Genomic DNA, 21,699 nt, shown 5'->3' with positions numbered 1-21,699 from the left:
AAATAGATTTTATCCTAATTTCATAGTATGACCGAAGGATGGAAAGTGATCACAGATTGGCTGGCTGCAAAAGAGCTGCAGCCTTTTGCGTTTCAGGAAGAAGCCTGGCGCGCCTACCAGCAGGGAAGATCGGGGCTGGTGAACGCTCCTACCGGGTACGGCAAAACCTTTTCGTTGTTCCTGGGCGTAGTAATAGACTGGATAGACCGTCACCCCCGCGAGTACCGGAAGAAAACAAAGAACGGCCTGCAAATGTTGTGGATCACGCCTTTACGGGCGCTGGCAAAGGATATTGGCCGGGCCATGGAGGAAGTGCTGCAGGAGCTGGATATGCCCTGGCAGGTGGGCATCCGCAGCGGCGATACGCCGACGGCTGTACGGCAGCAGCAGAAAAAACAGATGCCTGAGATCATGATCATTACGCCGGAAAGCATTCATGTGCTGCTGGCACAAAAAGATTATGCGCGCGTGTTCAGCGGCTTACACACCGTTGTAGCCGACGAATGGCATGAGCTGCTGGGCAGCAAACGGGGCGTGATGGTAGAGCTGGCCATGAGCCGCCTGAAAGGCCTGGCGCGCAAGGAAGGACGCTCACCCCTGAGGATCTGGGGCATATCTGCCACCATCGGCAACCTGGATGAAGCGCTGGAAGTGCTGCTGGGCAGGCCGGATCCCGGGGCGGTGATCATCCGCGCCAAGCTCAAAAAACAGATCGCCCTGGAAAGCGTGCTGCCGGATGAGATCGAGAAATATCCCTGGGCGGGGCACCTGGGCACCCGCATGCTGCCAAAGGCGCTGCCCATTATACTGGAAAGCCGCACCACCCTTATATTCACCAATACCCGCTCTCAATCTGAAATATGGTACCAGGAGATCCTGCGCCAGTGCCCGGACCTGGCGGGGGCCATTGCATTGCACCACGGCTCTATTGATATGGAACTGCGCACCTGGGTGGAAGAATCGCTGCACAGCGGCGTGCTGAAAGCCGTGGTATGTACCGCCAGCCTGGACCTGGGCGTTGATTTCCGGCCTGTGGACACGGTGATACAAGTGGGCAGTCCTAAAGGCGTAGCCCGCTTTCTGCAAAGGGCCGGGCGTAGCGGTCACCAGCCCGGGGCGGTGAGCCGCATCTACTTTTTACCCACCCACTCGCTGGAACTGGTAGAAGCAGCCGCCCTGAAAGCCGCCCTCCAGGAAGAGCTGGTAGAAAGCCGTATGCCTGTGCTGCTGGCTTATGATGTGCTGCTGCAATACCTGATGACGCTGGGCGTTTCTGATGGCTTTTATGCAGATGAGGTATTCGAAGAGATCAGCGGCACTTTTTGTTACAGCGATATTACCGAAGAAGACTGGCAATGGATCCTCTCCTTCCTGACCACCGGCGGCGAGGCGTTGCAAAGCTATGATGAGTTCCGCAAGCTGGAACGTGAAGGCGATCTGTATATCTGCCGTAGCCGGATGATCGCTATGCGCCATCGCCTGCATATCGGCGTGATTGTAAGCGACGCCATGCTGAAAGTGAAATTCATGACCGGCGGATACATCGGCATGATAGAAGAATGGTTCGTTGCGCGTTTGCAACCCGGCGATACTTTCAGTACTGGTGGATACATACTGGAGTTTGTGATGATCAAGGATATGACCGTACTGGTACGCCGTTCTAAAGCCAAACGGGGTATCATTCCCAGCTGGGGAGGCGGCCGTATGCCCTTATCCGCCAACCTGGGGAAGATCCTGCGGCGCACCTTCAATGAAGCACTTTCCGGTACTTCCCGTGAACCGGAGCTGAGGATCCTGCAGCCGCTGTTTGACCTGCAGGAAGAGCTGTCGCACATCCCGACGGAGAACGAGCTGTTGATCGAGAAAATAGAAACGGAAGATGGTCATCACCTCTTTGTATATCCCTTTGAAGGGCGTTTAGTGCATGAGGTAATGGCCGCCCTGCTGGCCTACCGGATCAGTCAGCGAACGCCGATCACTTTCTCCATTGCCATGACCGATTACGGCTTTGAGCTGCTGAGCGATCAGCCCATCCCGGTAGACCCTACCAATGTACGGGAACTGTTCACGACTGAAAATCTGACCGTGGAACTGCAGGCCAGTGTGAACTCTACAGAAATGGCGCGGCGGAAGTTCCGCGACATTGCAGTGATAGCGGGACTGGTATTCCAGGGTTACCCCGGCAAGCACAAGACCAGCCGACATTTGCAATCATCGGCGTCCCTGCTGTTCAACGTTTTTAAAGATTACGATGCGCACAACCTGTTGCTGCGACAGGCTTTCAATGAAGCTTTCTTTTACCAGATGGAAGAAGCCCGTTTGCGGGAAGCCATGGAACGCATTTACAACAGCCGGATCGTGATCACGGACCCTCACCGGCTTACACCCTTCTGCTTCCCGATCAAGGTAGACAGCCTGCGGGAGCAGTTGACCAGCGAGAAACTGGAAGACCGGATCAAAAAAATGCTGAAGCATTCGTAACAGGAAAGTATGTAGCTTTGATGTCCTAAAAAATCATGTGGAACTGTGGAGGAAGCGGTATTTAATTTTCAGCAACAAACATGGCACTTATCGGCAGGCAGGGCGCTGTACTGGGCAGAAGAAATGGCCCTGATACTGTCTGACCTGCATTTGGGTAAATCCGCCCATTTCCGTAAGGCAGGCATTGCCGTACCAACAGGCATCATTGAAGAAGACCTGTATCGGCTGCAGCAATTGATCACCCGCTATCACCCGCAACAGATCATTGTAGTGGGCGACCTGTTCCACAGCAGCGCCAATAACGAGGTACAATATTTTCGCCTGTGGCGGCAACAGTTTCCGCATATCCGTTTTATACTGGTAAAAGGCAACCATGATATACTGGATGCTTCGCTGTATGAAAGCCTGCAGATCAGTGTACAGGACACATTGACCCTTCGTAATATTCATTTCATGCACGAGCCCTGCGAAGACGAAGAGAACGGGCATTATGTTTTCTCCGGCCACCTGCACCCGGGTGTGTACATCTCCGGAACAGGCAGACAAAGTATACGCCTGCCCTGCTTCTACTTCGGAAAACATTGCGGTATATTGCCTGCATTCGGCCGTTTTACAGGCCTGGCCATGCTGGACCCGGATGATGGGGAGCAGGTATTTGCTATTGCCAATAAAAGCATCTTCCAGGTGCAATAATGCGTATGAAAATTGCTTACGATCCTATCTATGTGCATCCTTTACCGGAAGGCCACCGCTTCCCGATGGAGAAGTATGAGCTGATCCCCCAGCAGCTCCTGCGCGAAGGAGTGATCACCGCCGCACATCTCTTCTCTCCTGCGCCGCTGGAAGAAGAGATCATCCTGCTTACTCACAACGAAGTATACTGGCAAAAGCTGAAACAGCAAACCCTGAGCGAACGCGAACAACGGAAGATAGGCTTTGCACAGTCGCCCGCATTGACGCAACGCGAGATCACTATCTGCCGTGGCACCATAGATTGCGCATTGCATGCCCTGCATCATGGCATTGCACTGAACGTAGCCGGCGGCACGCACCATGCTTATGCTGATCGTGGAGAAGGCTTTTGCCTGCTGAATGATTTTGCGGTAGCAGCCAATTATCTCTTAGCTCAAAAGCTGGTAAAGCAGGTACTGGTCATTGACCTGGATGTGCACCAGGGTAACGGAACGGCGGCCTTGTTTGCAGATAATGCGCAGGTATTCACCTTTAGCATGCACGGCGCCAATAATTATCCTTTTCACAAAGAAGCATCCGACTGGGATATTCCTTTAAAAGACGGCACGGATAACAGCACGTATCTGCAACTGTTAGCACAGGCCCTGCCCGCGTTGATTGATAGGGTAAAGCCGGATATAGTATTTTATCTTTCCGGGGTGGATATACTGGAAACAGATAAATTCGGAAAGCTGAAAGTAACGCAGGCCGGATGCAAAGAAAGGGATGAGATGGTGCTCTCTTATTTACACAAACATCATATTCCCTGTACAGTGGCTATGGGCGGCGGATACTCAGCCAATATAAAAGACATTGTAAATGCGCATTGCAATACCTTCAAGGTAGCTGCTGCTGTCTGGAACTAATAAGGGCAGGTTGCCCCGCCCTTATTCAACCAAAAACTCATCGTTATCTTACAACATAACCGGGGGACCGCTGATCAGTAAAAAGCGGCTGTCAGCTCCGGCAGTAAATGTGATCTTCTCAACTGCACTGGCTGCACCAAAAGCCATCCCTTCATTTTTATGAAGCTCAAAGCCGGCTGCGTTGGCGCTAAGGCTAATAGTGCCTGACAACAGGTAGACCGTTCCATTCCATCCTGCGGGCAACGAATAATCCCAGGTCTTTCCTTCCTTCAGCTGAATATCCAGCAAGGTAACCGGTTCAGGCGTTTGGGTAGCATTTACCGTATCTCCTGCTGATCCCATCGCTACCTTAACAGTAGCGCCGTCTTTTGCGATCAGCGGCATCTTTTCGCGGGGGATATAAATGCTCTGTGGCGGCAAGTCCCGCCTGGCCGGAGGAATATCCAGGAACAATTGTAAACCGTGTACCTCTCCGTCTTCTGTGGGCACTTCATGATGCACAACGCCGTTTCCTGCCCAGGTCCATAACAAGCTGCCGGGCGTGATCACGAGGTCTGTTCCCATAGAGTCCTTGTTATGATAAGCCACTGAATCTTCAAAGAGGTAGCTGATGGCAGAAATATGCTGGTGCTTATGCGGCCCAAAAACGTCCTTTGTCATACGGAAGTGATCAAAGCCCAGCACAGGGCTCATCAGCTCACCAAAGGCATGATGCCGGGCCAGGAAGGCAGAAAAATGTTCTTTCGCCGTTGCGGTAAGTTGTACAAGCGGAGAATATTTTAAATCAGCCATTGTATGATCGGTTTATTTCGTGGATTTGTAGATCAATTTGTCAAAGCTTGCTTTGCCTGCACCGGAGATGATCAAACACAGCAAGATGCCGATCACCAACAGGTGGTATTCATAGCCCTCTCCTTTTATATTGCCAAACCAGTTCATGAAAAAGCCGAAGGGCAGGTGTACGGTGACAATCATACCGATGAACAGGATAAGGGAGGCTGCTGCAAAGACGCGGGTAAAAAGGCCCAGCAGGATAAATAAGCTGCCAAAGAATTCAAGGAAGATGACCAGGAAAGCGATCACCGGAGGCAGGCCCACCTGGGTGGTAAAAAATTGCATAGTGCCGGAGAAGCCATATCCGCCAAAGCAACCCAGGAGCAGCTGGGCGCCATGCGGCCATAAAACGATGGCAAATACCAGTCTTAAAATAAGGGGAGTGAGTTCAGGCTGTGTAGCTGTAAGCCGTTGGATCAATGTTCTCATTTTTATTAAAATTTTACGAGAACAAAGTTGAAGAGTTATAGGCTGCTGCCCAATAACCTATCTTAAGAAATGAAATTGATCTAGTTTAAGATAAAATTACCTATGCATTTTTGATTTTACACGGCTGAAAAACTCAGGGGTTACGCCGAGATAAGAGGCGATCAGGTATTGTGGCAACCTGTTCTCCAGCTGCGGATATTTTTTCAGGAAGCGGAGGTAACGTTCATCTACTTTGGTGCTTAACACATTTAAGATGCGTTCCTGCAGTCCGATAATTGCATTCTGGTACAGCACCCGGAAATAGTTGTTGAGTGAAGGCACCTTAACCAGTAAGTTATCAAGGGCCTCTTTTGATATTATCAGCAGCTCGCTGTCTTCCAGTGTTTCAACATGATACTTTGATGCCTGGCCTGACAAGAAGCTGGGCAGGTCGGTGGTCCACCAACCTTCCGGTGCAAAGAGCAGGGTATGTTGTGTGCCATCGTCATCCAGGTAATATTCTGCCAGGCAGCCACTGATCACGAAATGTTCATGCAGGGCAATATCGGGCGGCTGCACTAACAGCTGGTTGCGCCTGACTTTTTTGTAGCGGAATGATTCACTGATCAGTTCTTCTTCTTCAGCAGTCAGGTGAATGTGCTTTTTGAATGCTCGTATCAGCGCGGGATGCATAGTGTTCAGTTGTAGTAACGTTTCCGGGGTTAAAGATAGTGCTTGCAGCCCTAAACGGGAAGCCCTCAATAAATGCGGTTCTAACTACCTGCAGCTTTAAATAAAAAGCCGCTCCGTTTGATAACGGGGCGGCATGATTGATGGGCTTTAGAAAAGCGGGGGATAACAAAACTTATGTATTAATCAGCGTCTTTTTCCATCGACATCATGTCAATATGTCAACGCGTGTATATTAGTGATTATTATATCAGCCGGGAGATTAATTTGCATTGCACCACATTGGACCGCATTCCATCGCATCGCATCGCATCACATTGCACTGCATTCACAGCTGGATAGACAGCCTGTCTGCCTATCTTTTACCCCGCTCTTCAGCGGGGATCTGCTTTGCTGCTTTCAGCTGTTAATCCTTGATCTTTTTCTTCAGTAAACTTACCTGGTCCTGTAAATGGCTCACCATATCTGCCAGGTGGTTTACACTGAGGCGGCTTTGCTGTCCGGTTTTACTGATCACGGCGTCAGATTGCCAGAGCTCGATCACGTCTTCCATGGCAACAGAGTAGGGCTCAAACTGCGGGTTGTCTGATACCATGGTGATCTTACCTTTGGAGCGGTTACTTTTCAGCAGGCGTTTGTAGACGATGCCTTCGCGGTTGGTCACCACGACATAGGTCTCGTTATTCCTGATCTCCTCCCAGCCATCTACTTTGTGACATACGATCACAGAGCCCGATGGTGTAGGCAGCATGGAATCACCGGCGATCTCGAATGCGCGGTAATTACCAGCGCCCAGCATGGGCAGGGTAAAGGTGTTCAGCTCTTCAATGAACTCGTCATCATTATAACCGGCCAGGTAGCCTGCCGCCGCTTTAACGGGCACAAACTCTATATGCTGGCGGCTATTGCCCAGCTTCTGCTGACGCCTTTTCTCCAGGAAATTATCCTTCTGTGAGCCCAGGTCGCGGCGCAACAGGTCGTCTATGGATACACGGAACATGTCGCTAACCAGCTCCAGTACTTCCGTACGGGGCTCAGCCCGTTCCTCTTCATAAGCTCCCAACAGGGAACGTTTGATTCCTAATTTATCTGCAAACTCCTGCTGGGTCCAACCCTTCTGCTTACGCAGGAACTTGAGATTTTGACACGCTATGGACATACCCAAATTATTTAGTACATTGCTAACAAATTTAGTAATTAATTTTTGTAATTACCAAATATATTTCCAGTTATTCTATACGCTTCACTTATTTTTGCCCCGGGAAAATCCGGAACTATAAAACCACACATATGCATAGCACTTTGGTTCTCATTCACTCCATTTTAAGATGGGCTATTTTACTGACTGGCATTTGGGCTTTCGTACGGGCGTTAAAAGGAGCTAATGGAAAAACACCTTATGCAGCTGCTGATAACAAGGCCAGCTTGTTTTTCTCTATCAGCCTGGACATCCAGTTTCTGATAGGACTGATATTAATGTTTGTAAGTCCGTGGGTAACCTTCAACATGAAAGAAGCCGCCGAACGTTTCTTTTCAGTAGAGCATCCCACTATGGCGCTGATTGCACTGGTACTGGTGCACATTGGCCGTTCTAAAGTGAAAAAATCGCCCACTGACGCATTGAAACATAAGCGTGCGCTTATTTTCTTCGGTCTGGCGCTGCTGATCATACTGGCAATGATTCCCTGGCCCTTCAGAACTGCGCTGGGCAGAGGCTGGATATAAAAACGCAGCTATTAGCAGCTAGCCCTTGGCGGTTAGCTGCTAATCAGCCTTTATCTTCATTAAATAAGCGAAAAGAATAGATGTAAGGCAGGGCCGCCAGTATGGCGCCGGCGAACATTAAAATGAATACCCCCGTGACCAAAGGCAGGAAAAAGCCAGCTAAAATGGTTACAATACCCGTCCACAACCAGAGATTACCCGCCATGGTATGTGTTTTCTTCCAGATCTCCCTGCTTTGCAGCGTCCACGGTGTTCTTACTCCTACAAAATAGTTAGGCTGCAGTTTCTTCAGGTATCCTCCCAGCAAAGCAATCAGCAGGCCTACCCCTACGAAGGCCCAGCGCTCCATGAAAAAAGGCTTTCCCTGGCTCACCATGAATATGATCAGCGAAGTAAAAATGGCCAGGTAAATATGGATCATAAAACGGATACGGTAATACTCCCTTTGGTGGCCTTCCGTGGCAGGAGCTGCCTCCGCAATATCTTCATCTGCCGCGGGCAGGTATCTGAAAAGAAAATATAACAGCAGGTTCGTCAGGAACAAAAAGATCATCAGCAACAGGATGTCTGATTTACCGCCTACGCGCTGCGGTACGCCATACACGTTGAAGTTAGTAGGGATCTCGGCAGGCAGCGCATTCCAGATAATGCCCAGGTAAGCCATTGGAATGAGCAGCAATAACAGCAATAACAGTTCTTTGGGAATGTCGGACTTTTGCATTGGGAAAATGATTTAGTGATGTTTATAAATCTCTATTCCCTTCTTTCAGTTTTCATTATCCTATACATACTACAGCGATCGGGCCAAATATGTTTAGTTAATATCCTGCTAATATCGTTAGCAATACTAATATTGTTAGTATATTTGGATAGAAAACAGGGCATTATCATGATCACTTTACAACAACGATCTATTGCGCATTTTGACCTGGACTGCTTCTTCGTGTCCGTAGAATGCCTGAAAGATAGCCGGCTAAAAGGCAAGCCGCTGCTCGTAGGCGGCCATGGAGACCGGGGCGTTGTTGCAGCCTGCAGCTATGAGGCCAGGCGTTATGGCATTCACTCTGCCATGCCCATGAAAATGGCGCTCAAACTATGCCCCCACGCCATTATACGCAGCGGCGATATGGAAATGTATAGTGAACTGTCCAGACAGGTCACGGAGGTTATTGCCGACGGCGCGCCCCTATACGAGAAATCCTCTATTGATGAATTTTACCTGGACCTTACCGGGATGGATAAATACTTCGGCTCACTGAAATGGACCACCGAACTGCGGCAGAAGATCATGCATGAAACCGGGTTGCCCATCTCCCTGGGGCTCGCGTCTAATAAAATGATCTCCAAAGTGGCTACCAATGAAGCCAAACCCAACGGGCAAATGGAAGTGCCCTTTGGCGGAGAGAAAACCTTCCTGGCCCCCATGCCGGTGGAAAAACTGCCCATGGTAGGAAAAGAAACGGCCGGGCAGCTGCGCCGCCGTGGCGTGGAAGATGTCAGGACCCTCAGCGAGATACCCGTCACCATGCTGGAAGCCTGGCTGGGAAAGAACGGGATCGCCCTCTGGAATAAGGCCAACGGTATCGATGAATCACCGGTAGTGCCCTATCATGAACAGAAATCCATCTCCACAGAAAGCACCTTTTCTGCCGATACCATCGACATGCGCTTTTTACATGCTGAGCTGGTACGCATGACAGAAAAGATCGCCTTCGAGCTGCGGCAGGAAGATAAGCTCACCGGCTGCGTAACCCTGAAGATCCGCTATTCCGACTTCGAGACCGTCACCAAACAGATGAGCATTCCCTACACCTGCTGCGATCATGTGCTGCTGGAAAAAGTAAAGGAACTGTTCCACAGGCTATACGACCGCCGCCTGCTGGTACGCCTGATAGGCGTGCGCTTCAGTCACCTGGTGCAGGGCAATTACCAGATCAGCCTCTTTGATGATACCCAGGAAATGATCGCTTTATACCAGGCTATTGACCAGATCAAGAACCGCTTTGGATGGCAATACCTGATGAAGGGCACTAACGTGGCAGCGCCCGGACAACCCGTTCGCCGCAGCCGCTATAACATGGTACCTCATCCAAAACGCTGAGCCATGTACCTTAACTGCAAAACATATTTCAGCCTGCGCTACGGCACCATCGGCACCAAAGACCTGGTAAAGACGGCCCGGCAGATGGGCATTACCAGCCTGGCCCTCACCAATATCAACATGACGGCAGATGTGTGGACTTTTGTGAAGGAGTGCCATGAGAACGATATCAAGCCCATCATCGGCCTGGAATGCCGCAATGGTCCTGTTTTCAAATATGTGCTGCTGGCCCGTAGCATGGAGGGCTGGTTCCACATCAACCGATTTCTTTCCAACCACCTGCAGGATGAGCTGCCTTTTCCCGACCGGGCGCCTTTCCTGCCGGATACATTTGTGATCTATGCCTGGGGCAGCATACCCCTCCCACAGCTGCAGGCGCATGAACTGATGGGCATCCGCCCCCGGGAAGTGAACAAACTATTCCGCGTAGATACCCTGGCCTATAAGGACAAACTGGTGATCCTGCATCCCATTACCTTCCAGGATGCGGAACATTACCAATTACATCGTGTGCTGCGCGCAGTAGATCAGAACATCCTCATCAGCCAGCTGCCACCCGAAACCACTGCCAGGCAGGATGAATGCTGGCAATCCCCTGCAGAGCTCCTGGAACATTACCTGCAATACCCGCACATTGTACAGCAAACCCTGCGTGTAATGGAAGCCTGCGAACTGCATGTTGATCTGAAAGCGCACCGTAATAAAAAATATTTCCTGGGTAGCGCGGATGCCGACCGTGAGCGGCTGAGAGCACTGGCCTATGAAGGCATGCTGTATCGCTATGGCCCTGATAATGAAGAAGCGAAATTCCGCATTGAGAAGGAGCTGAAGATCATTGAAGCACAAAACTTTAACTCCTACTTCCTGATCACCCATGATATTATCCACTACGCGCTGCATAAAGGATATTTCTATGTGGGGCGCGGCAGCGGCGCCAACTCCATTATCGCCTACTGCCTGCGCATTACCGATGTGGATCCCATTGCGCTGAACCTTTACTTTGAGCGATTTCTCAATCCTTACCGCAGCTCGCCCCCCGACTTTGATATTGACTTCTCCTGGCGTGACCGCGATGATGTGATCCGGCATGTGTTTGATACGCACAGTAAGGAACATACGGCCTTACTGGGCACGGTGGCCACTTTCCAGGACAATGCCATTATACGCGAGCTGGGCAAAGTATACGGCCTGCCTAAAAAAGAAATAGACCGCATACTGGAAAATCCCTTCGATCTTAAATTTGAGAAAGACAGTATACACGGGCAGATCCTGAACTTTAACCGCTTAATGACGCAGGACAACAAAGCTTTTCCCAACCACCTGAGCATACATGCAGGCGGGATCCTGATCAGCGAAGCGCCCATTCATCAGTATTGCGCCACCCATCTGCCGCCTAAAGGATTCTGTACCGCGCAGCTGGACATGCACCAGGCGGAAAGCATCGGCCTCCATAAGTTTGATATCCTGAGCCAGCGCGGCTTAGGGCACATACGCGACTCGCTGGATATCATCAAAGCGAACAAGGGCGTGGATATTGACATCCATTCCATCAAAGCATTTACAGAAGACCCGCAGATCAAAAAGCAGCTGAGAACCGTGAACACCATCGGCTGTTTTTATATAGAATCACCTGCCATGCGGCAACTGCTCAAGAAGCTGGAATGTGATGATTATCTCACCCTGGTAGCGGCCAGCTCCATCATCCGCCCTGGCGTAGCCCAATCAGGCATGATGCGGCAGTATGTGGAGCATTTCCGGAACCCGGATAAAGTGACCTACCTGCATCCTATCATCAAAGAAGTGCTGCATGAAACATTTGGTATCATGGTATACCAGGAAGACGTGATCAAGGTGATACACGAGTATGCTGATATGGACCTGGCGGATGCGGATATCCTGCGCCGCAGTATGGCCGGTAAATATCGCGGCCCCGGCGCATTCCTCCAGCTGCAGGAGCAGTTCTTTTCTAATTGCCGGCGGCTGGGACGCCCGGAAGAAGTAAGCAAGGAACTCTGGCGGCAGATCTCCAGCTTCACCAGCTTCTCCTTTTCCAAGGCCCACTCTGCCACCTATGCCGTGGAAAGCTACCAGAGCCTGTTCCTGAAAACCTATTTCCCCGCAGAATTTATGGTGGCGGTGATCAATAATTTCGGCGGCTTTTACAACCGCGAATTGTATTTCCGGGAACTGCAGAAAACCGGCGTCAGGGTCCATCCTCCCTGTATCAATAATAGCCAGTACCCTACCAGCATACAAGGAGAAGAAGTATATACGGGCTTCATTCATGTAGAAGGACTGGAAGAAGCCTGGATCAAACGCATGCTGGAAGAACGGCAGCAGTACGGCCCTTATGCCAGCCTGGAAGATTTTACGGAACGCATGCAGCCTCCCCGGGAGCAGCTGGACATCCTGATCCGGATAGGCGCCTTTAGCTTCAGCGGCCGCACCAAAAAAGAGCTCTTGTGGCAAAGGAGCCTGCTGCTGAAAAGCAAGGACCCCAATGCCGACCATGTGCTGCCCTTGTTCAGGGAACCTGCCCCGGATTGCCGGCTGCCACAGCTGGCCTATCATTCCCACGAAGACGCTTTTGAGGAAATAGCCCTGATGGGATTTCCGGTAGCCTCCCCTTTTAGTGTGCTGGAACACGATCAAAGTCAGTATCTTACAGTAAAGGAACTGGAACAGCAAGTGGGCCGGACCGTACGCAGCCTGGGTTACCTGGTATGCACCAAGTATGTCCGCACCTCGCAGGGGGCGCCCATGTGCTTTGGCACCTTCCTGGACCGGGACGGCGCTTTCCTGGATACGGTACATTTTCCTGAAAGCTTTCGCCAGTACCCCCTGCAAAAAGAGGGATTTTATATCCTGGAAGGAAAGGTTTCGGAAGAGTACGGCGTTATTACCCTGGAAATCAGCTATATGAGAAAGATCGGATATTTTGAGGATAAGAATTTGAATACCGGACAAAAAGCCGTATATTTGTGACAAATGTCGTAAGTATGATTAAACCGCAAAAAGACAGGGGGTACCTCGGGCAGGAGCAGGCCTTGCTGGTAGTACAAGACAGTGGTGGCGTCTCTTATGTAGGCGGCAGGGGGTACTTTGAATTTATTCAGCTTTCCAGAGATGGGATCATTAAGAAAGCGCTCATGAACCTGAGTCAGCAGCTTTCATTCTCTTTAGCAGAGATAGCGCGTATACTCCATATTTCAGAACGAACGCTTCAACGCTACGGAGACGATGAAAAGCTGTCTGCAGACACATCCGAGAGAGCCATTTTACTTTCACAGCTGTACCAACACGGCACGCTGGTATTTGGCGACCTCGAAAATTTCAAGGAATGGATGCGCACACCGTTGCCTGCATTTAACTATCAACCACCTATTTCTTTATTGGATACCACCTTTGGTTTCCAACTCATCCAAGATGAACTTGGCAAAATTGCCCACGGCATTTTTGCATAACCCACCCTATTTGAATGGAAGTTTACCGTATCAGCAAATGCATGTACATTACTGATCTGAATGGTGTTGGCGCCCGTTTATACGGCGGACGCTGGAACAGTAAGGGACATCCTGTTGTTTATACCGCCGGAAGCCGCGCCCTCTCTGCACTGGAAGTACTGGTGCACGTACCATTAAAGAACATCGTACAGGATTTTTGCATTGCTACTATCATGATCCCGGACTCCATCCCGGTGAAAACCCTGCAGCGCAAGGAACTGCCTTCGGGCTGGCAATCACTGGCCCCTTTCCCTGAGCTGCAAAAAGTTGGCGACGCCTGGCTGGAAGAAGGGAAATATCCTGTGCTAAAAATACCTTCTGTTGTAATTCCGGAGGAATTCAACTACCTGATCAATCCCCTGCACCCCGAGGCAGAAGGGATCACAGTACTCAGCCAGCATCCCTTTGTGTTTGATCAAAGGCTGAAGGAATCGAAGAAATAATAAAAAAGTTGTCAGTTGATAGTTGTCAGTTGTCAGTGATTGAAATGGAGATAAATCTATTTCCCGTTAATCACTGACAACTGACAACTATCAACTGACAACTCTATTAACACATTATAAGTTGAACAGTCCTTTGTTCAGCAGCTGCAAGGTTTTCTCCTTATACTGGCCGCCTACGAGGATGGATATATTATGCCTGCTGCCGCCGTAAGAGATCATGCGCAGCGGCACTTCATTGAGTGAATCAAACAATTTCTTCAGGATAGAAGGCGTAGCCGCTACTTCGTTCCCTACAATTGATACGATGGTTTGATGATGATCCAGCTCCACCGTACCAAAGGGATGCAGCTCCTTCAGGATCTGGTCGATGTTCTGCAGGTTATCTATTGTCAATGATACGGCCACTTCAGAAGTAGTGATCATATCGATCGGCGTGCGGTATTTTTCAAACACCTCGAAGATCTTCCGCAGGAAACCGTAGGCCAGCAGCATGCGGCTGGATTTGATCTTAATAGCGATGATGCCGTCTTTTGCGGCGATAGCCTTCACGCCGTCGCCATTGGGCAATTCGGTAATGATAGTGCCTTTCGCTTCCGGCTGCATGGTGTTCAGCAGCTTCACCGGTATGTTAAAATGCTGGGCAGGCCAGATAGATGCAGGGTGCAGGATCTTGGCGCCGAAGTAGGCCAGCTCCGCCGCTTCATCAAAAGACAGCTGGTCGATGGGGAAAGTTTTATCCACTACACGGGGATCGTTGTTATGCATGCCGTCGATGTCTGTCCAGATCTGGATCTCGCTGGCCTGGATAGCAGCGCCGATCAGGGACGCAGAGTAGTCGCTGCCGCCGCGTTTCAGGTTGTCTACCTCGCCTTTGGCATTGCGGCAGATATATCCCTGGGTGATGAAGATGTGCTGTCCTTTATTCTTATCGATCAAGTTGCCCAGTTTGATCTTGATCTTCGGGATCTCCGGCTCTTCAAATTCATCTATGCTCATGAAATCCAGCGCAGGCAGTAAGGCAGCCGTTACACCGGCTTCTTCGAGGTACACGGTGAACAGCTTGGTGCTCAGCAGCTCGCCCTGGGCCAGTATATCCTTGTTCAGCGCTTCGTTGAATGAGATCTTCAGGATGATGTTCAGGAATTCAAAATGTTCGTCTACGATAGCTTTAGCTTTGGCGCGGGGAGCCTCCTGCTTGACCAGCTCTTCACAAAAGGTACGGTAATGCTTCTCCAGCTTGTCTATCTGCTGTTTAGCCTGATCCTTTTTACCTTCTGCGAGTGATTGCCCGATCTCCACCAGTGCGTTGGTGGTTCCGGACAGTGCAGATAACACCACTATCTTTGGATCGTTGTCTGCCGTTATCAGCCTGGCTACGGCATGCATACGTTCCGGCTTTCCCACTGAGGTGCCGCCAAATTTTAAAACTTTCATATCAGTTGTTAGTTGTGAATCTTTTATATGGGTGACTAAAAGCTTAATTTAAACTTATTCGCTACTTCCTGCAGGTCTTTTACCACCGGCTCCAGCACGGGGATCCCCTGCTCTCTTCTCACCTTTTCCATCTCCCGTTCCGGGTCTCCTGGTATCAGCACCTGTTCGCCGTCTACCGGGCTGGCCTCCCTGAAGCGGCTGATCCATTTATCCATATGGGCCTTGAACTCATCCGCCGGTCTGAAAGCGTCCACCCGCATAGCGCCAAAGAAATGGCCCAGCCCCTGCCCTACGGGGTCAGGAGGCAGTGGTAAAAAGCTTACGAAGGGTGGCGCCCAGGGACCGTAATTGGCGCCTGAAAGAACGGCCGAAAATATGTCAACAATCGCTCCCAAACAATACCCTTTATGACTTCCATGCTCGCGGTCTCCTCCCAGCGGCAGTAAAGCGCCGCCATTTCTCAGCTCGTGAGGGTCTATACTGGAAGCCCCGTCTTTATCCTGGATCCAGCCGTAAGGGGCCTGCTGGTTCTTACGCTGCAATATTTCCAGCTTACCGTTGGCGGCCGTGGTAGTGGCAAAATCTGCCACAAAAGCGGGCTGCTGATTGGCCGGGATGGCCACCGCAATGGGATTGGTACCCAGCATCCGCTCTTTGGCGAAGGTAGGCGCTACCAGCGGACTGGCATTGGTCATGGCAATACCGATCATATCTCTTTCCAGGGCCATCATAGCATGATAGCCGGCTATGCCGAAATGGTTGGAATGCTTTACGCTCACCCATCCGCTGCCAACGGCTTCCGCCTTCTGCAGGGCCACTTCCATGGCAAAGGGCGCTACGATCAGCCCCAGACCGCCGTCGCCATCCACCACCGCCGTGCTGGGTGTTTCATGTACGATATGAATATCCGGCCTGGGATTGATGCGGCCAGCTTCCCACAAACGCACATAGCCGCTGAGACGGGCCACGCCGTGAGAGTCTACGCCCCGCAGATCTGCGGATACGAGCACTTCACTGGCTTTGTCTGCATGTTCGAGCGAACAACCCATCCGGACAAATACCTCTTGCGTAAATTCCCTTAAATGCTGATAGGAAAATTGATGACTCATGCTTTTGTATCAGTAATAATTATCAGGCCTGGGCAGTGGGACCACCAAAATTCATGGGCAGTGATACGGGTTCCTGGTCCTGGATAGGGCCATGTACGGACTCGTACTTCTTGATATTGTCTACCAGCGCTTTCATAAAACGTTTAGCGTGCTGGGGGGTTAATATGATACGTGACTTCACCCTTGCCTTCGGCAGACCGGGCATGACGTTCACGAAATCCACCACAAATTCGGCGTTGGAATGCGTAATAATCGCCAGGTTGGCATACGTTCCCTCTGCAATTTCCTCACTTAATTCGATGTTCAACTGGGTCTGCTCTTCGTGCTGATTATCCATGTTTGTCTGGTTTGAGGTACAAAAGTAAAAAAGAGACCTTGGATTCAAGGTCTCTTTTTTAGTGGGGTGAGCCATAAAAAAACCAGGTAGCCGTGTAAGGCTACCTGGTTAGCTGATATCTTAAGAAAGCTTCTTAGAATTTATCCCAGAACATCTTTGTAGTCACCACATCGCCACCAATGCTGGCTGCAGCTTTATCATAATTGTTCTTGTTCAGGTTCTGCTCACTCACAGGGTAAGTGTAACGCAGCGGAATAGCAGATTGCGCGCGTGAAGCAGGCTTCAGTTGCGGGTAATCCAGCCTTCTCCACTCTGTCCACGCTTCAAAACCACGGTTGTAGAGGGCCATCCATTTCTGTACGCCGATCTTGCCTTTCCAGCCGCCGGGACCTGCATTGGTATACGCTACTGCAGGTTGGGCCAGGTAAGCGGCTGCCTGATCGGCGGTACCACCCCATGATACGATAGAAGCGGTAACGGCATTGTTATAGTGCTGTGCAGCGGTTCCGCCAACAGCATATCCTCTTTCTATTGCTTCGGCGCGTAAGAATTCCACTTCTGTATAGTCTATCCATACAGCGGAGAAATCTTTTCTGCGCAGCAGTTCACCAGCGTTGGAAAATGAAGAATAGCTATTGCTGGCGCCGGGAGTACCGCCTTTAAAGCCACCGCCGGGAGCCTGGTTGAAATAGAAGGGCCTTCTCGGATCGCTCAGGCCGTTCATGGTATCAACGAGCGTTTTTGCGCCTACAAAATCCAGGCGGCCGCTCTGTACCAGGTCAACCCACAGCGGGTTAGTGTTCGGCGGAATAGTAGAATAAGCGTAGATAGCGTCATCTGCAGCAGATGTAAAAGCTTTTGCAGATCCCTCTTCTACGGCCTTCTTCGCTCTTGCATTATTCACATCGGCGATGATCATGCCCAATCTCATTTTCAGAGAGTTGGCGAACTTCTGCCAGGATGCAATGGTGCCGGGCGTTAAAGGACGGGCTTCATATAACCTTTCGCTGGCAGCGAAACCCTGGGCAGCAGGATCCAGATTGCCGATAGCAGCATCCAGCCTGTCAAGCAGGTTCAGGTAGATGGTTTCTGCCTTTTCATATTGGGGAGACAGGTTATCGATATCCAGTGCCTGGCCGTAAGGAATATCTCCGAAAGTATTTACCAGTACTGCGTAAGTATATATCGTTACGATCTCGATCTGGGCCAGCTGATTCTTCTTTGTAGCGGCATCCAGCGTCGCATTTGCTGTAACCAGCTTTTGCGCTTCTGAAAGATCTTTCAATACGTCGCGGTATGCCGTATGCCACCAGTTCTGCGGAATGTTGCGGGTGCTGAGATCATAGCGGCTTTCATCCGTATAAGTGGTTTGTGTCCACTGCTGGGTGATCAGGCGAAAGATATTGATGTTCACATCGGTGTTGGTCATCAGGTCTGTGATGCTTAATTCAGCATTGGCAAACAAGTTAGACGCCTCCACTGCGAGTGGCTTTTTCGGATTGTTGTTAAGGTTCGTCAGGTCCTTGGTGCAGGATGCAGCCAGTAAGACTGAGGAAAGAAATATAGATGATAACTTAAGCTTCTTCATGATTGATAGATTTTTTAGAATCTCACTTTACAATTAAATCCAAAAGTCCTGGCAGTAGGATAAGCGCCCGCCTGGTAACCTTGTACGTTACCGGAGCTCATACCTTCTTCAGGATCTGCATAGGGCAGATTTTTATGGATGATCCACAGGTTCCTTCCTATCAGGGAGAAGTCAACACCTTTGATCGGGTTGATCCTTGAAATAACGCTTCTTGGCAAAGAATAGGTCAGGGATACTTCTCTCAGTTTTACGAAGCTGGCGTCGTATACAAAGGCAGCGCCCGGGTTGTATACATAACCAAACAGGCCGTATTCAGAGGGGACACGGATATCATTTGGTTTGCCGTCTACTTTCGTGCCGGGCAGGATAACACCACCACCCTGCTCAAGGCTGTTCCTGATCGGTTTACCCAGGTCGTTGTTGCCTGCTGTTTCGGGCAGCACGCCGGTAGCCAGACCGTAGTACATATCCAGTGAGAATACGTCGCCGCCTTTGCGCATATCTATCAGGAAGCTCAGGCTCAGGTCTTTATACTTCAGGGTATTGGTGATACCGCCGATCCAGTCGGGGTTCACATTACCAATGATCTCGTTGGAAGTGGGAGAGATCAGATAGTGGCCGCTATCGGAGCCGCTGTTGCTGATCAGCTTATTACCATTCTGGTCAAACACATAGTTGGAGCCCCTGATGGTGCCATAAGGCTCATTCAGTGCAGCGTTGATGGTAATACTACCCTGCATGGTAGAAGGGTTCAACTGCAGGTTCTGGATACCTTCGGGCAGTGATTTTACTTTGTTCCTGTTTCTTGACCAGTTCAGGTTAACGGTCCAGGAGAAGTCAGGCGTTTTAACCGGAGTAGCAAAAACAGATACTTCCACACCTTTGTTCTGGATCTCACCAGCATTCACCACCTTATAGTCGTAACCGGTAGCCCTTGATACAGGCAGCGCTACGATCTGGTCCAGTGAGCGGGTGTTATAGTAAGTCAGGTCGAAGCCTACACGGTTGTTCAGGAAGGCAGCTTCCAGACCGGTTTCCCAGCTCTTGGTACGCTCCGGCTTCAGGTTGGGATTGTATTTGGTGTTGTTGATAGATGCCAGCGGGGTACCATCGATACCAGTAGGCACATCATAATAATCCACTGTATACAGTACAGGAGCAGGCGCGCCTACTTCTGCATAGTTGGCCCTTACTTTACCGTGAGATAACCAGGGCGCATTTGTTACCAGTTTGGAGAACAGGAAGCCCAGGGATACAGATGGATAGTAGTAAGTGTTATTGCCTAAAGGCAGAGTAGATGATCTGTCTCTTCTGCCGGTTACATCCAGGAAGAGGAAGTCTTTATAACCCAGGTTGGCGCTGGCGAAGATACCGTCCACTTCTTCAGTGGTAGCGATTTCTTCAGGCGCTTCCATCGGGTTAGCGGTGTTGAGCAGCGCATACAGGCGCGGGATCAGCAGGCCGCCATTGGTTTTGGCACGTATAGACTGAATGCTGGTCCTTCTTACGTTGCCGCCTATGAGGCCATTCAGGTTGAAGTTGTCGCTGAGCTTCTTGTGGAAGTTCACCATCAGGTCGTAGTTATACTCGCTGAAGGAGCGCTCAAACCTTTGATATTCGGAAGGATCGATACTTGTCATGGCGATCCTTTCTTCCTGCAGTTCATTGTAAGTATCCAGTGATACGCGGCCCATTACATCTACCCAATCAGCTATTTTATAGTTCAGCATTATGTTGCCGAAGTAGCGGGTCCTTTTGTCATTTTCATAGTTTTCGTAGCGGGTCCAGTACGGGTTATCCCAGTAAATAGGATTGGTAGCGCCGATACCGGATTGGTTCCAGGTAGCATTGGTCTTGTTCCTGAAATAAGCATCTTTCTGCTCTTTCACGTCTACGTTGGTTTCCCACCATTGCCTGAAGTTGGTCATCAGGTTTTTGGAGTCGTAACCGGTACCGTAACGGCCAAGACCGTTCAGCAGAGTAGCGTTGATAGAGCCGCTTGCTGTTAATTTGGACGTGATGTTATAGGAAGCGCCGAAATTGATCTGGTCTTTCTTGATCTCACTGTTCGGCATCAGGCCTTTATCAATGTTCTTGGTGTAACCCAGTTTGAAATAACCCTGGTCTCCACCACCATCTACCATTACACTGTTCACAGTGGAAACAGCTGTCTGGAAGAATTTGGAAGGATCATTGACTGCTGCGGTCCAGGGTCTGGCCTTACCGAAGTAAGGGTTGCCCGGATCGAAGGAGTACCAGCCATACACATTTAAGTTCGGATCGAAAGCGCCACCGTAGGAAGCATCTTCGGTGGTGGGCACCACGCGGTCAGGCGTGCCGTCGCCGTTTATATCTTCGTAGTTGAAGTAATCATCTTCGTTAGGACCGTAGTAAGCGCCATAACCGCCGCCGTATCCTTTCTGGTATTTAGCGAAAGTGCTTTTATCTACTTTACCGATGGTTACGCCGGAGTTCACCGTTACACCCAGGCCTCTTCTGCCTTTTTTGGTGGTGATCATGATCACACCATTGGCAGCGCGGGAACCATACAATGCTGTAGCCGCAGCGCCTTTCAGTACGTTGAGTGATTCTATGTCATCCGGGTTGATGTCGGCAGCAGCGTTACCGTAGTCGTAACCTAAGCGGCCGGAACGTTGATCGGCACTGTTGGTATTGGAGTTATCGATGGGCACTCCGTCTACTACGAACAATGCCTGGTTGTTACCTGAGAGGGATTTGTTACCACGCAGTACTACGTTGGTTGAACCGCCAATGCTGTTGTTGCGGCGGATCTCCAAACCGGATACTTTACCGGAGAGCGCGTTGGAAAGGTTGGATTCCCTCACTTTCACCACGTCTTCTCCTACCACAGTCTGTGCAGAATATGGCAATTCGTTTTTCTTTCTCTGAACCCCCAAAGCTGTTACTACAACTTCCTGCAGGCTTTCATTGCTGGTTTCCAGCACTACGTTAACACTGCCAGAAGCGCCTACGGTCACATCTTTATTTGTGAAGCCTACACTTCTAACGGTTAACACCGGGTTGTCGCCAGTAACATTTAATTTGAAATTTCCGTTTTGGTCGGTGGTAGTACCTGTAGTTGTCCCTTTAATTTGTACAGTGGCAAATGGTATAGGAGCTCCATCGCCTCCTGTTACCTTACCTGTAACCTGGCGCTGTTGTGCGAAGGCCAGGGTTACAATCACCATAAGCATGGTGAAAAAGAGTAACGTCTTCTTCATTTATTAACGATTTAGATTTTGGTTGACACGGGTCAATTCTTAGTTGACACGGGCCACAATTTAGAGAAAAATTCTGCTTCGATCCAAGAAAAAATTAACAAATCGTTAAGGATATTTTAATTTGTAATTCATATTTGTTGTAACATCAATCCGTTAACTAGGAAAGTTGGTGCTGTGTTAATTTTACACTTAACCTTTTTGCCCTG

At 50.0% G+C, this 21,699-nt stretch carries 18 protein-coding genes; 8 read left to right on the top strand and 10 right to left on the bottom strand.

Annotation, left to right across the window (positions count from 1 at the left end; all coding sequences use genetic code 11):
* The first annotated feature begins 27 nt into the window (after nucleotides 1-27).
* Genes ACR9Y8_RS23095 through ACR9Y8_RS23085 form a run of 3 tightly spaced genes read left to right on the top strand, consistent with a single transcriptional unit; the run spans nucleotide 28 to nucleotide 4,079 of the window.
* Nucleotides 28-2,481, top strand: coding sequence for a ligase-associated DNA damage response DEXH box helicase (locus ACR9Y8_RS23095; RefSeq protein ID WP_481215617.1), 2,454 nt, complete (start codon nucleotides 28-30; stop codon nucleotides 2,479-2,481).
* Between the two features lie 45 nt (nucleotides 2,482-2,526).
* Nucleotides 2,527-3,174: a ligase-associated DNA damage response endonuclease PdeM gene (gene pdeM, locus ACR9Y8_RS23090; RefSeq protein WP_481215616.1), complete on the top strand. Its 648-nt coding sequence runs from the start codon at nucleotides 2,527-2,529 to the stop codon at nucleotides 3,172-3,174.
* 5 nt (nucleotides 3,175-3,179) lie between these two features.
* Nucleotides 3,180-4,079 carry a histone deacetylase family protein gene (locus ACR9Y8_RS23085; protein ID WP_481215615.1) on the top strand — a complete coding sequence of 300 codons (900 nt, stop codon included), beginning with the start codon at nucleotides 3,180-3,182 and terminating at the stop codon, nucleotides 4,077-4,079.
* A 48-nt stretch (nucleotides 4,080-4,127) separates the two neighbouring features.
* Here the strand turns inward: ACR9Y8_RS23085 and ACR9Y8_RS23080 are convergent, their stop codons facing one another.
* The 4 genes from ACR9Y8_RS23080 to ACR9Y8_RS23065 all read right to left on the bottom strand — a co-directional run bounded on the left by ACR9Y8_RS23080 (nucleotide 4,128) and on the right by ACR9Y8_RS23065 (nucleotide 7,170).
* Nucleotides 4,128-4,871 (bottom strand): pirin family protein, encoded by a 744-nt coding sequence (locus ACR9Y8_RS23080; RefSeq protein WP_481215614.1) that lies wholly within the window; start codon nucleotides 4,869-4,871, stop codon nucleotides 4,128-4,130.
* 12 nt (nucleotides 4,872-4,883) lie between these two features.
* Nucleotides 4,884-5,342 carry a DoxX family protein gene (locus ACR9Y8_RS23075; RefSeq protein ID WP_481215613.1) on the bottom strand — a complete coding sequence of 153 codons (459 nt, stop codon included), beginning with the start codon at nucleotides 5,340-5,342 and terminating at the stop codon, nucleotides 4,884-4,886.
* A gap of 96 nt (nucleotides 5,343-5,438) precedes the next feature.
* A complete protein-coding gene (locus tag ACR9Y8_RS23070; protein WP_481215612.1) occupies nucleotides 5,439-6,014 on the bottom strand; it encodes a Crp/Fnr family transcriptional regulator in 576 nt (191 codons plus the stop codon).
* 403 nt (nucleotides 6,015-6,417) lie between these two features.
* Entirely contained in the window at nucleotides 6,418-7,170 is a 753-nt protein-coding gene (locus ACR9Y8_RS23065; RefSeq protein WP_481215611.1) for an XRE family transcriptional regulator, read from the bottom strand.
* 131 nt (nucleotides 7,171-7,301) lie between these two features.
* Between ACR9Y8_RS23065 and ACR9Y8_RS23060 the strand changes: the two genes are divergently transcribed.
* Nucleotides 7,302-7,736: a hypothetical protein gene (locus ACR9Y8_RS23060; RefSeq protein ID WP_481215610.1), complete on the top strand. Its 435-nt coding sequence runs from the start codon at nucleotides 7,302-7,304 to the stop codon at nucleotides 7,734-7,736.
* Nucleotides 7,737-7,779: 43 nt separating this feature from the next.
* Here ACR9Y8_RS23060 and ACR9Y8_RS23055 read toward each other — a convergent pair whose 3' ends face one another.
* Entirely contained in the window at nucleotides 7,780-8,457 is a 678-nt protein-coding gene (locus tag ACR9Y8_RS23055; RefSeq protein WP_481215609.1) for an SdpI family protein, read from the bottom strand.
* A gap of 168 nt (nucleotides 8,458-8,625) precedes the next feature.
* Between ACR9Y8_RS23055 and dinB the strand changes: the two genes are divergently transcribed.
* Genes dinB through ACR9Y8_RS23035 form a run of 4 tightly spaced genes read left to right on the top strand, consistent with a single transcriptional unit; the run spans nucleotide 8,626 to nucleotide 13,783 of the window.
* Complete coding sequence (dinB, locus tag ACR9Y8_RS23050) at nucleotides 8,626-9,837, top strand: DNA polymerase IV (RefSeq protein ID WP_481215608.1); 1,212 nt, start codon at nucleotides 8,626-8,628, stop codon at nucleotides 9,835-9,837.
* 3 nt (nucleotides 9,838-9,840) lie between these two features.
* Nucleotides 9,841-12,822, top strand: a complete 2,982-nt coding sequence (locus tag ACR9Y8_RS23045; protein WP_481215607.1) for a DNA polymerase III subunit alpha — start codon at nucleotides 9,841-9,843, stop codon at nucleotides 12,820-12,822.
* 14 nt (nucleotides 12,823-12,836) lie between these two features.
* Nucleotides 12,837-13,301, top strand: coding sequence for a type II RES/Xre toxin-antitoxin system antitoxin (gene parS, locus ACR9Y8_RS23040; protein WP_481215606.1), 465 nt, complete (start codon nucleotides 12,837-12,839; stop codon nucleotides 13,299-13,301).
* A gap of 14 nt (nucleotides 13,302-13,315) precedes the next feature.
* A complete protein-coding gene (locus tag ACR9Y8_RS23035; RefSeq protein ID WP_481215605.1) occupies nucleotides 13,316-13,783 on the top strand; it encodes an RES family NAD+ phosphorylase in 468 nt (155 codons plus the stop codon).
* Nucleotides 13,784-13,897: 114 nt separating this feature from the next.
* Here the strand turns inward: ACR9Y8_RS23035 and ACR9Y8_RS23030 are convergent, their stop codons facing one another.
* The 5 genes from ACR9Y8_RS23030 to ACR9Y8_RS23010 all read right to left on the bottom strand — a co-directional run bounded on the left by ACR9Y8_RS23030 (nucleotide 13,898) and on the right by ACR9Y8_RS23010 (nucleotide 21,493).
* The gene (locus tag ACR9Y8_RS23030; RefSeq protein ID WP_481215604.1) at nucleotides 13,898-15,217 is read right to left on the bottom strand and encodes an aspartate kinase; all 1,320 of its coding nucleotides are present in this window, start codon (nucleotides 15,215-15,217) and stop codon (nucleotides 13,898-13,900) included.
* 35 nt (nucleotides 15,218-15,252) lie between these two features.
* Complete coding sequence (locus ACR9Y8_RS23025) at nucleotides 15,253-16,326, bottom strand: Ldh family oxidoreductase (protein ID WP_481215603.1); 1,074 nt, start codon at nucleotides 16,324-16,326, stop codon at nucleotides 15,253-15,255.
* Nucleotides 16,327-16,348: 22 nt separating this feature from the next.
* The gene (locus ACR9Y8_RS23020; RefSeq protein WP_298732130.1) at nucleotides 16,349-16,663 is read right to left on the bottom strand and encodes a DUF3467 domain-containing protein; all 315 of its coding nucleotides are present in this window, start codon (nucleotides 16,661-16,663) and stop codon (nucleotides 16,349-16,351) included.
* Nucleotides 16,664-16,796: 133 nt separating this feature from the next.
* Nucleotides 16,797-18,251 carry a SusD/RagB family nutrient-binding outer membrane lipoprotein gene (locus tag ACR9Y8_RS23015; RefSeq protein ID WP_481215602.1) on the bottom strand — a complete coding sequence of 485 codons (1,455 nt, stop codon included), beginning with the start codon at nucleotides 18,249-18,251 and terminating at the stop codon, nucleotides 16,797-16,799.
* Between the two features lie 14 nt (nucleotides 18,252-18,265).
* The gene (locus ACR9Y8_RS23010) at nucleotides 18,266-21,493 is read right to left on the bottom strand and encodes a SusC/RagA family TonB-linked outer membrane protein (RefSeq protein WP_481215601.1); all 3,228 of its coding nucleotides are present in this window, start codon (nucleotides 21,491-21,493) and stop codon (nucleotides 18,266-18,268) included.
* Between the last annotated feature and the right edge of the window lie 206 nt (nucleotides 21,494-21,699).

The sequence above is a fragment of the Chitinophaga sp. SVR4-12A genome (assembly GCF_056754765.1).
This window is presented reverse-complemented; position numbering and strand designations above follow the sequence as displayed.

Excerpts from the sequence above, each read along its gene's own strand:
- ACR9Y8_RS23095 (WP_481215617.1), top strand. The coding sequence starts at position 28 with ATGACCGAAGGATGGAAAGTGATCACAGATTGGCTGGCTGCAAAAGAG.
- ACR9Y8_RS23085 (WP_481215615.1), top strand. The coding sequence starts at position 3,180 with ATGAAAATTGCTTACGATCCTATCTATGTGCATCCTTTACCGGAAGGC.
- ACR9Y8_RS23080 (WP_481215614.1), bottom strand. The coding sequence starts at position 4,871 with ATGGCTGATTTAAAATATTCTCCGCTTGTACAACTTACCGCAACGGCG.
- ACR9Y8_RS23075 (WP_481215613.1), bottom strand. The coding sequence starts at position 5,342 with ATGAGAACATTGATCCAACGGCTTACAGCTACACAGCCTGAACTCACT.
- ACR9Y8_RS23070 (WP_481215612.1), bottom strand. The coding sequence starts at position 6,014 with ATGCATCCCGCGCTGATACGAGCATTCAAAAAGCACATTCACCTGACT.
- ACR9Y8_RS23065 (WP_481215611.1), bottom strand. The coding sequence starts at position 7,170 with ATGTCCATAGCGTGTCAAAATCTCAAGTTCCTGCGTAAGCAGAAGGGT.
- ACR9Y8_RS23060 (WP_481215610.1), top strand. The coding sequence starts at position 7,302 with ATGCATAGCACTTTGGTTCTCATTCACTCCATTTTAAGATGGGCTATT.
- ACR9Y8_RS23055 (WP_481215609.1), bottom strand. The coding sequence starts at position 8,457 with ATGCAAAAGTCCGACATTCCCAAAGAACTGTTATTGCTGTTATTGCTG.
- dinB (WP_481215608.1), top strand. The coding sequence starts at position 8,626 with ATGATCACTTTACAACAACGATCTATTGCGCATTTTGACCTGGACTGC.
- ACR9Y8_RS23045 (WP_481215607.1), top strand. The coding sequence starts at position 9,841 with ATGTACCTTAACTGCAAAACATATTTCAGCCTGCGCTACGGCACCATC.
- parS (WP_481215606.1), top strand. The coding sequence starts at position 12,837 with ATGATTAAACCGCAAAAAGACAGGGGGTACCTCGGGCAGGAGCAGGCC.
- ACR9Y8_RS23035 (WP_481215605.1), top strand. The coding sequence starts at position 13,316 with ATGGAAGTTTACCGTATCAGCAAATGCATGTACATTACTGATCTGAAT.
- ACR9Y8_RS23030 (WP_481215604.1), bottom strand. The coding sequence starts at position 15,217 with ATGAAAGTTTTAAAATTTGGCGGCACCTCAGTGGGAAAGCCGGAACGT.
- ACR9Y8_RS23025 (WP_481215603.1), bottom strand. The coding sequence starts at position 16,326 with ATGAGTCATCAATTTTCCTATCAGCATTTAAGGGAATTTACGCAAGAG.
- ACR9Y8_RS23020 (WP_298732130.1), bottom strand. The coding sequence starts at position 16,663 with ATGGATAATCAGCACGAAGAGCAGACCCAGTTGAACATCGAATTAAGT.
- ACR9Y8_RS23015 (WP_481215602.1), bottom strand. The coding sequence starts at position 18,251 with ATGAAGAAGCTTAAGTTATCATCTATATTTCTTTCCTCAGTCTTACTG.
- ACR9Y8_RS23010 (WP_481215601.1), bottom strand. The coding sequence starts at position 21,493 with ATGAAGAAGACGTTACTCTTTTTCACCATGCTTATGGTGATTGTAACC.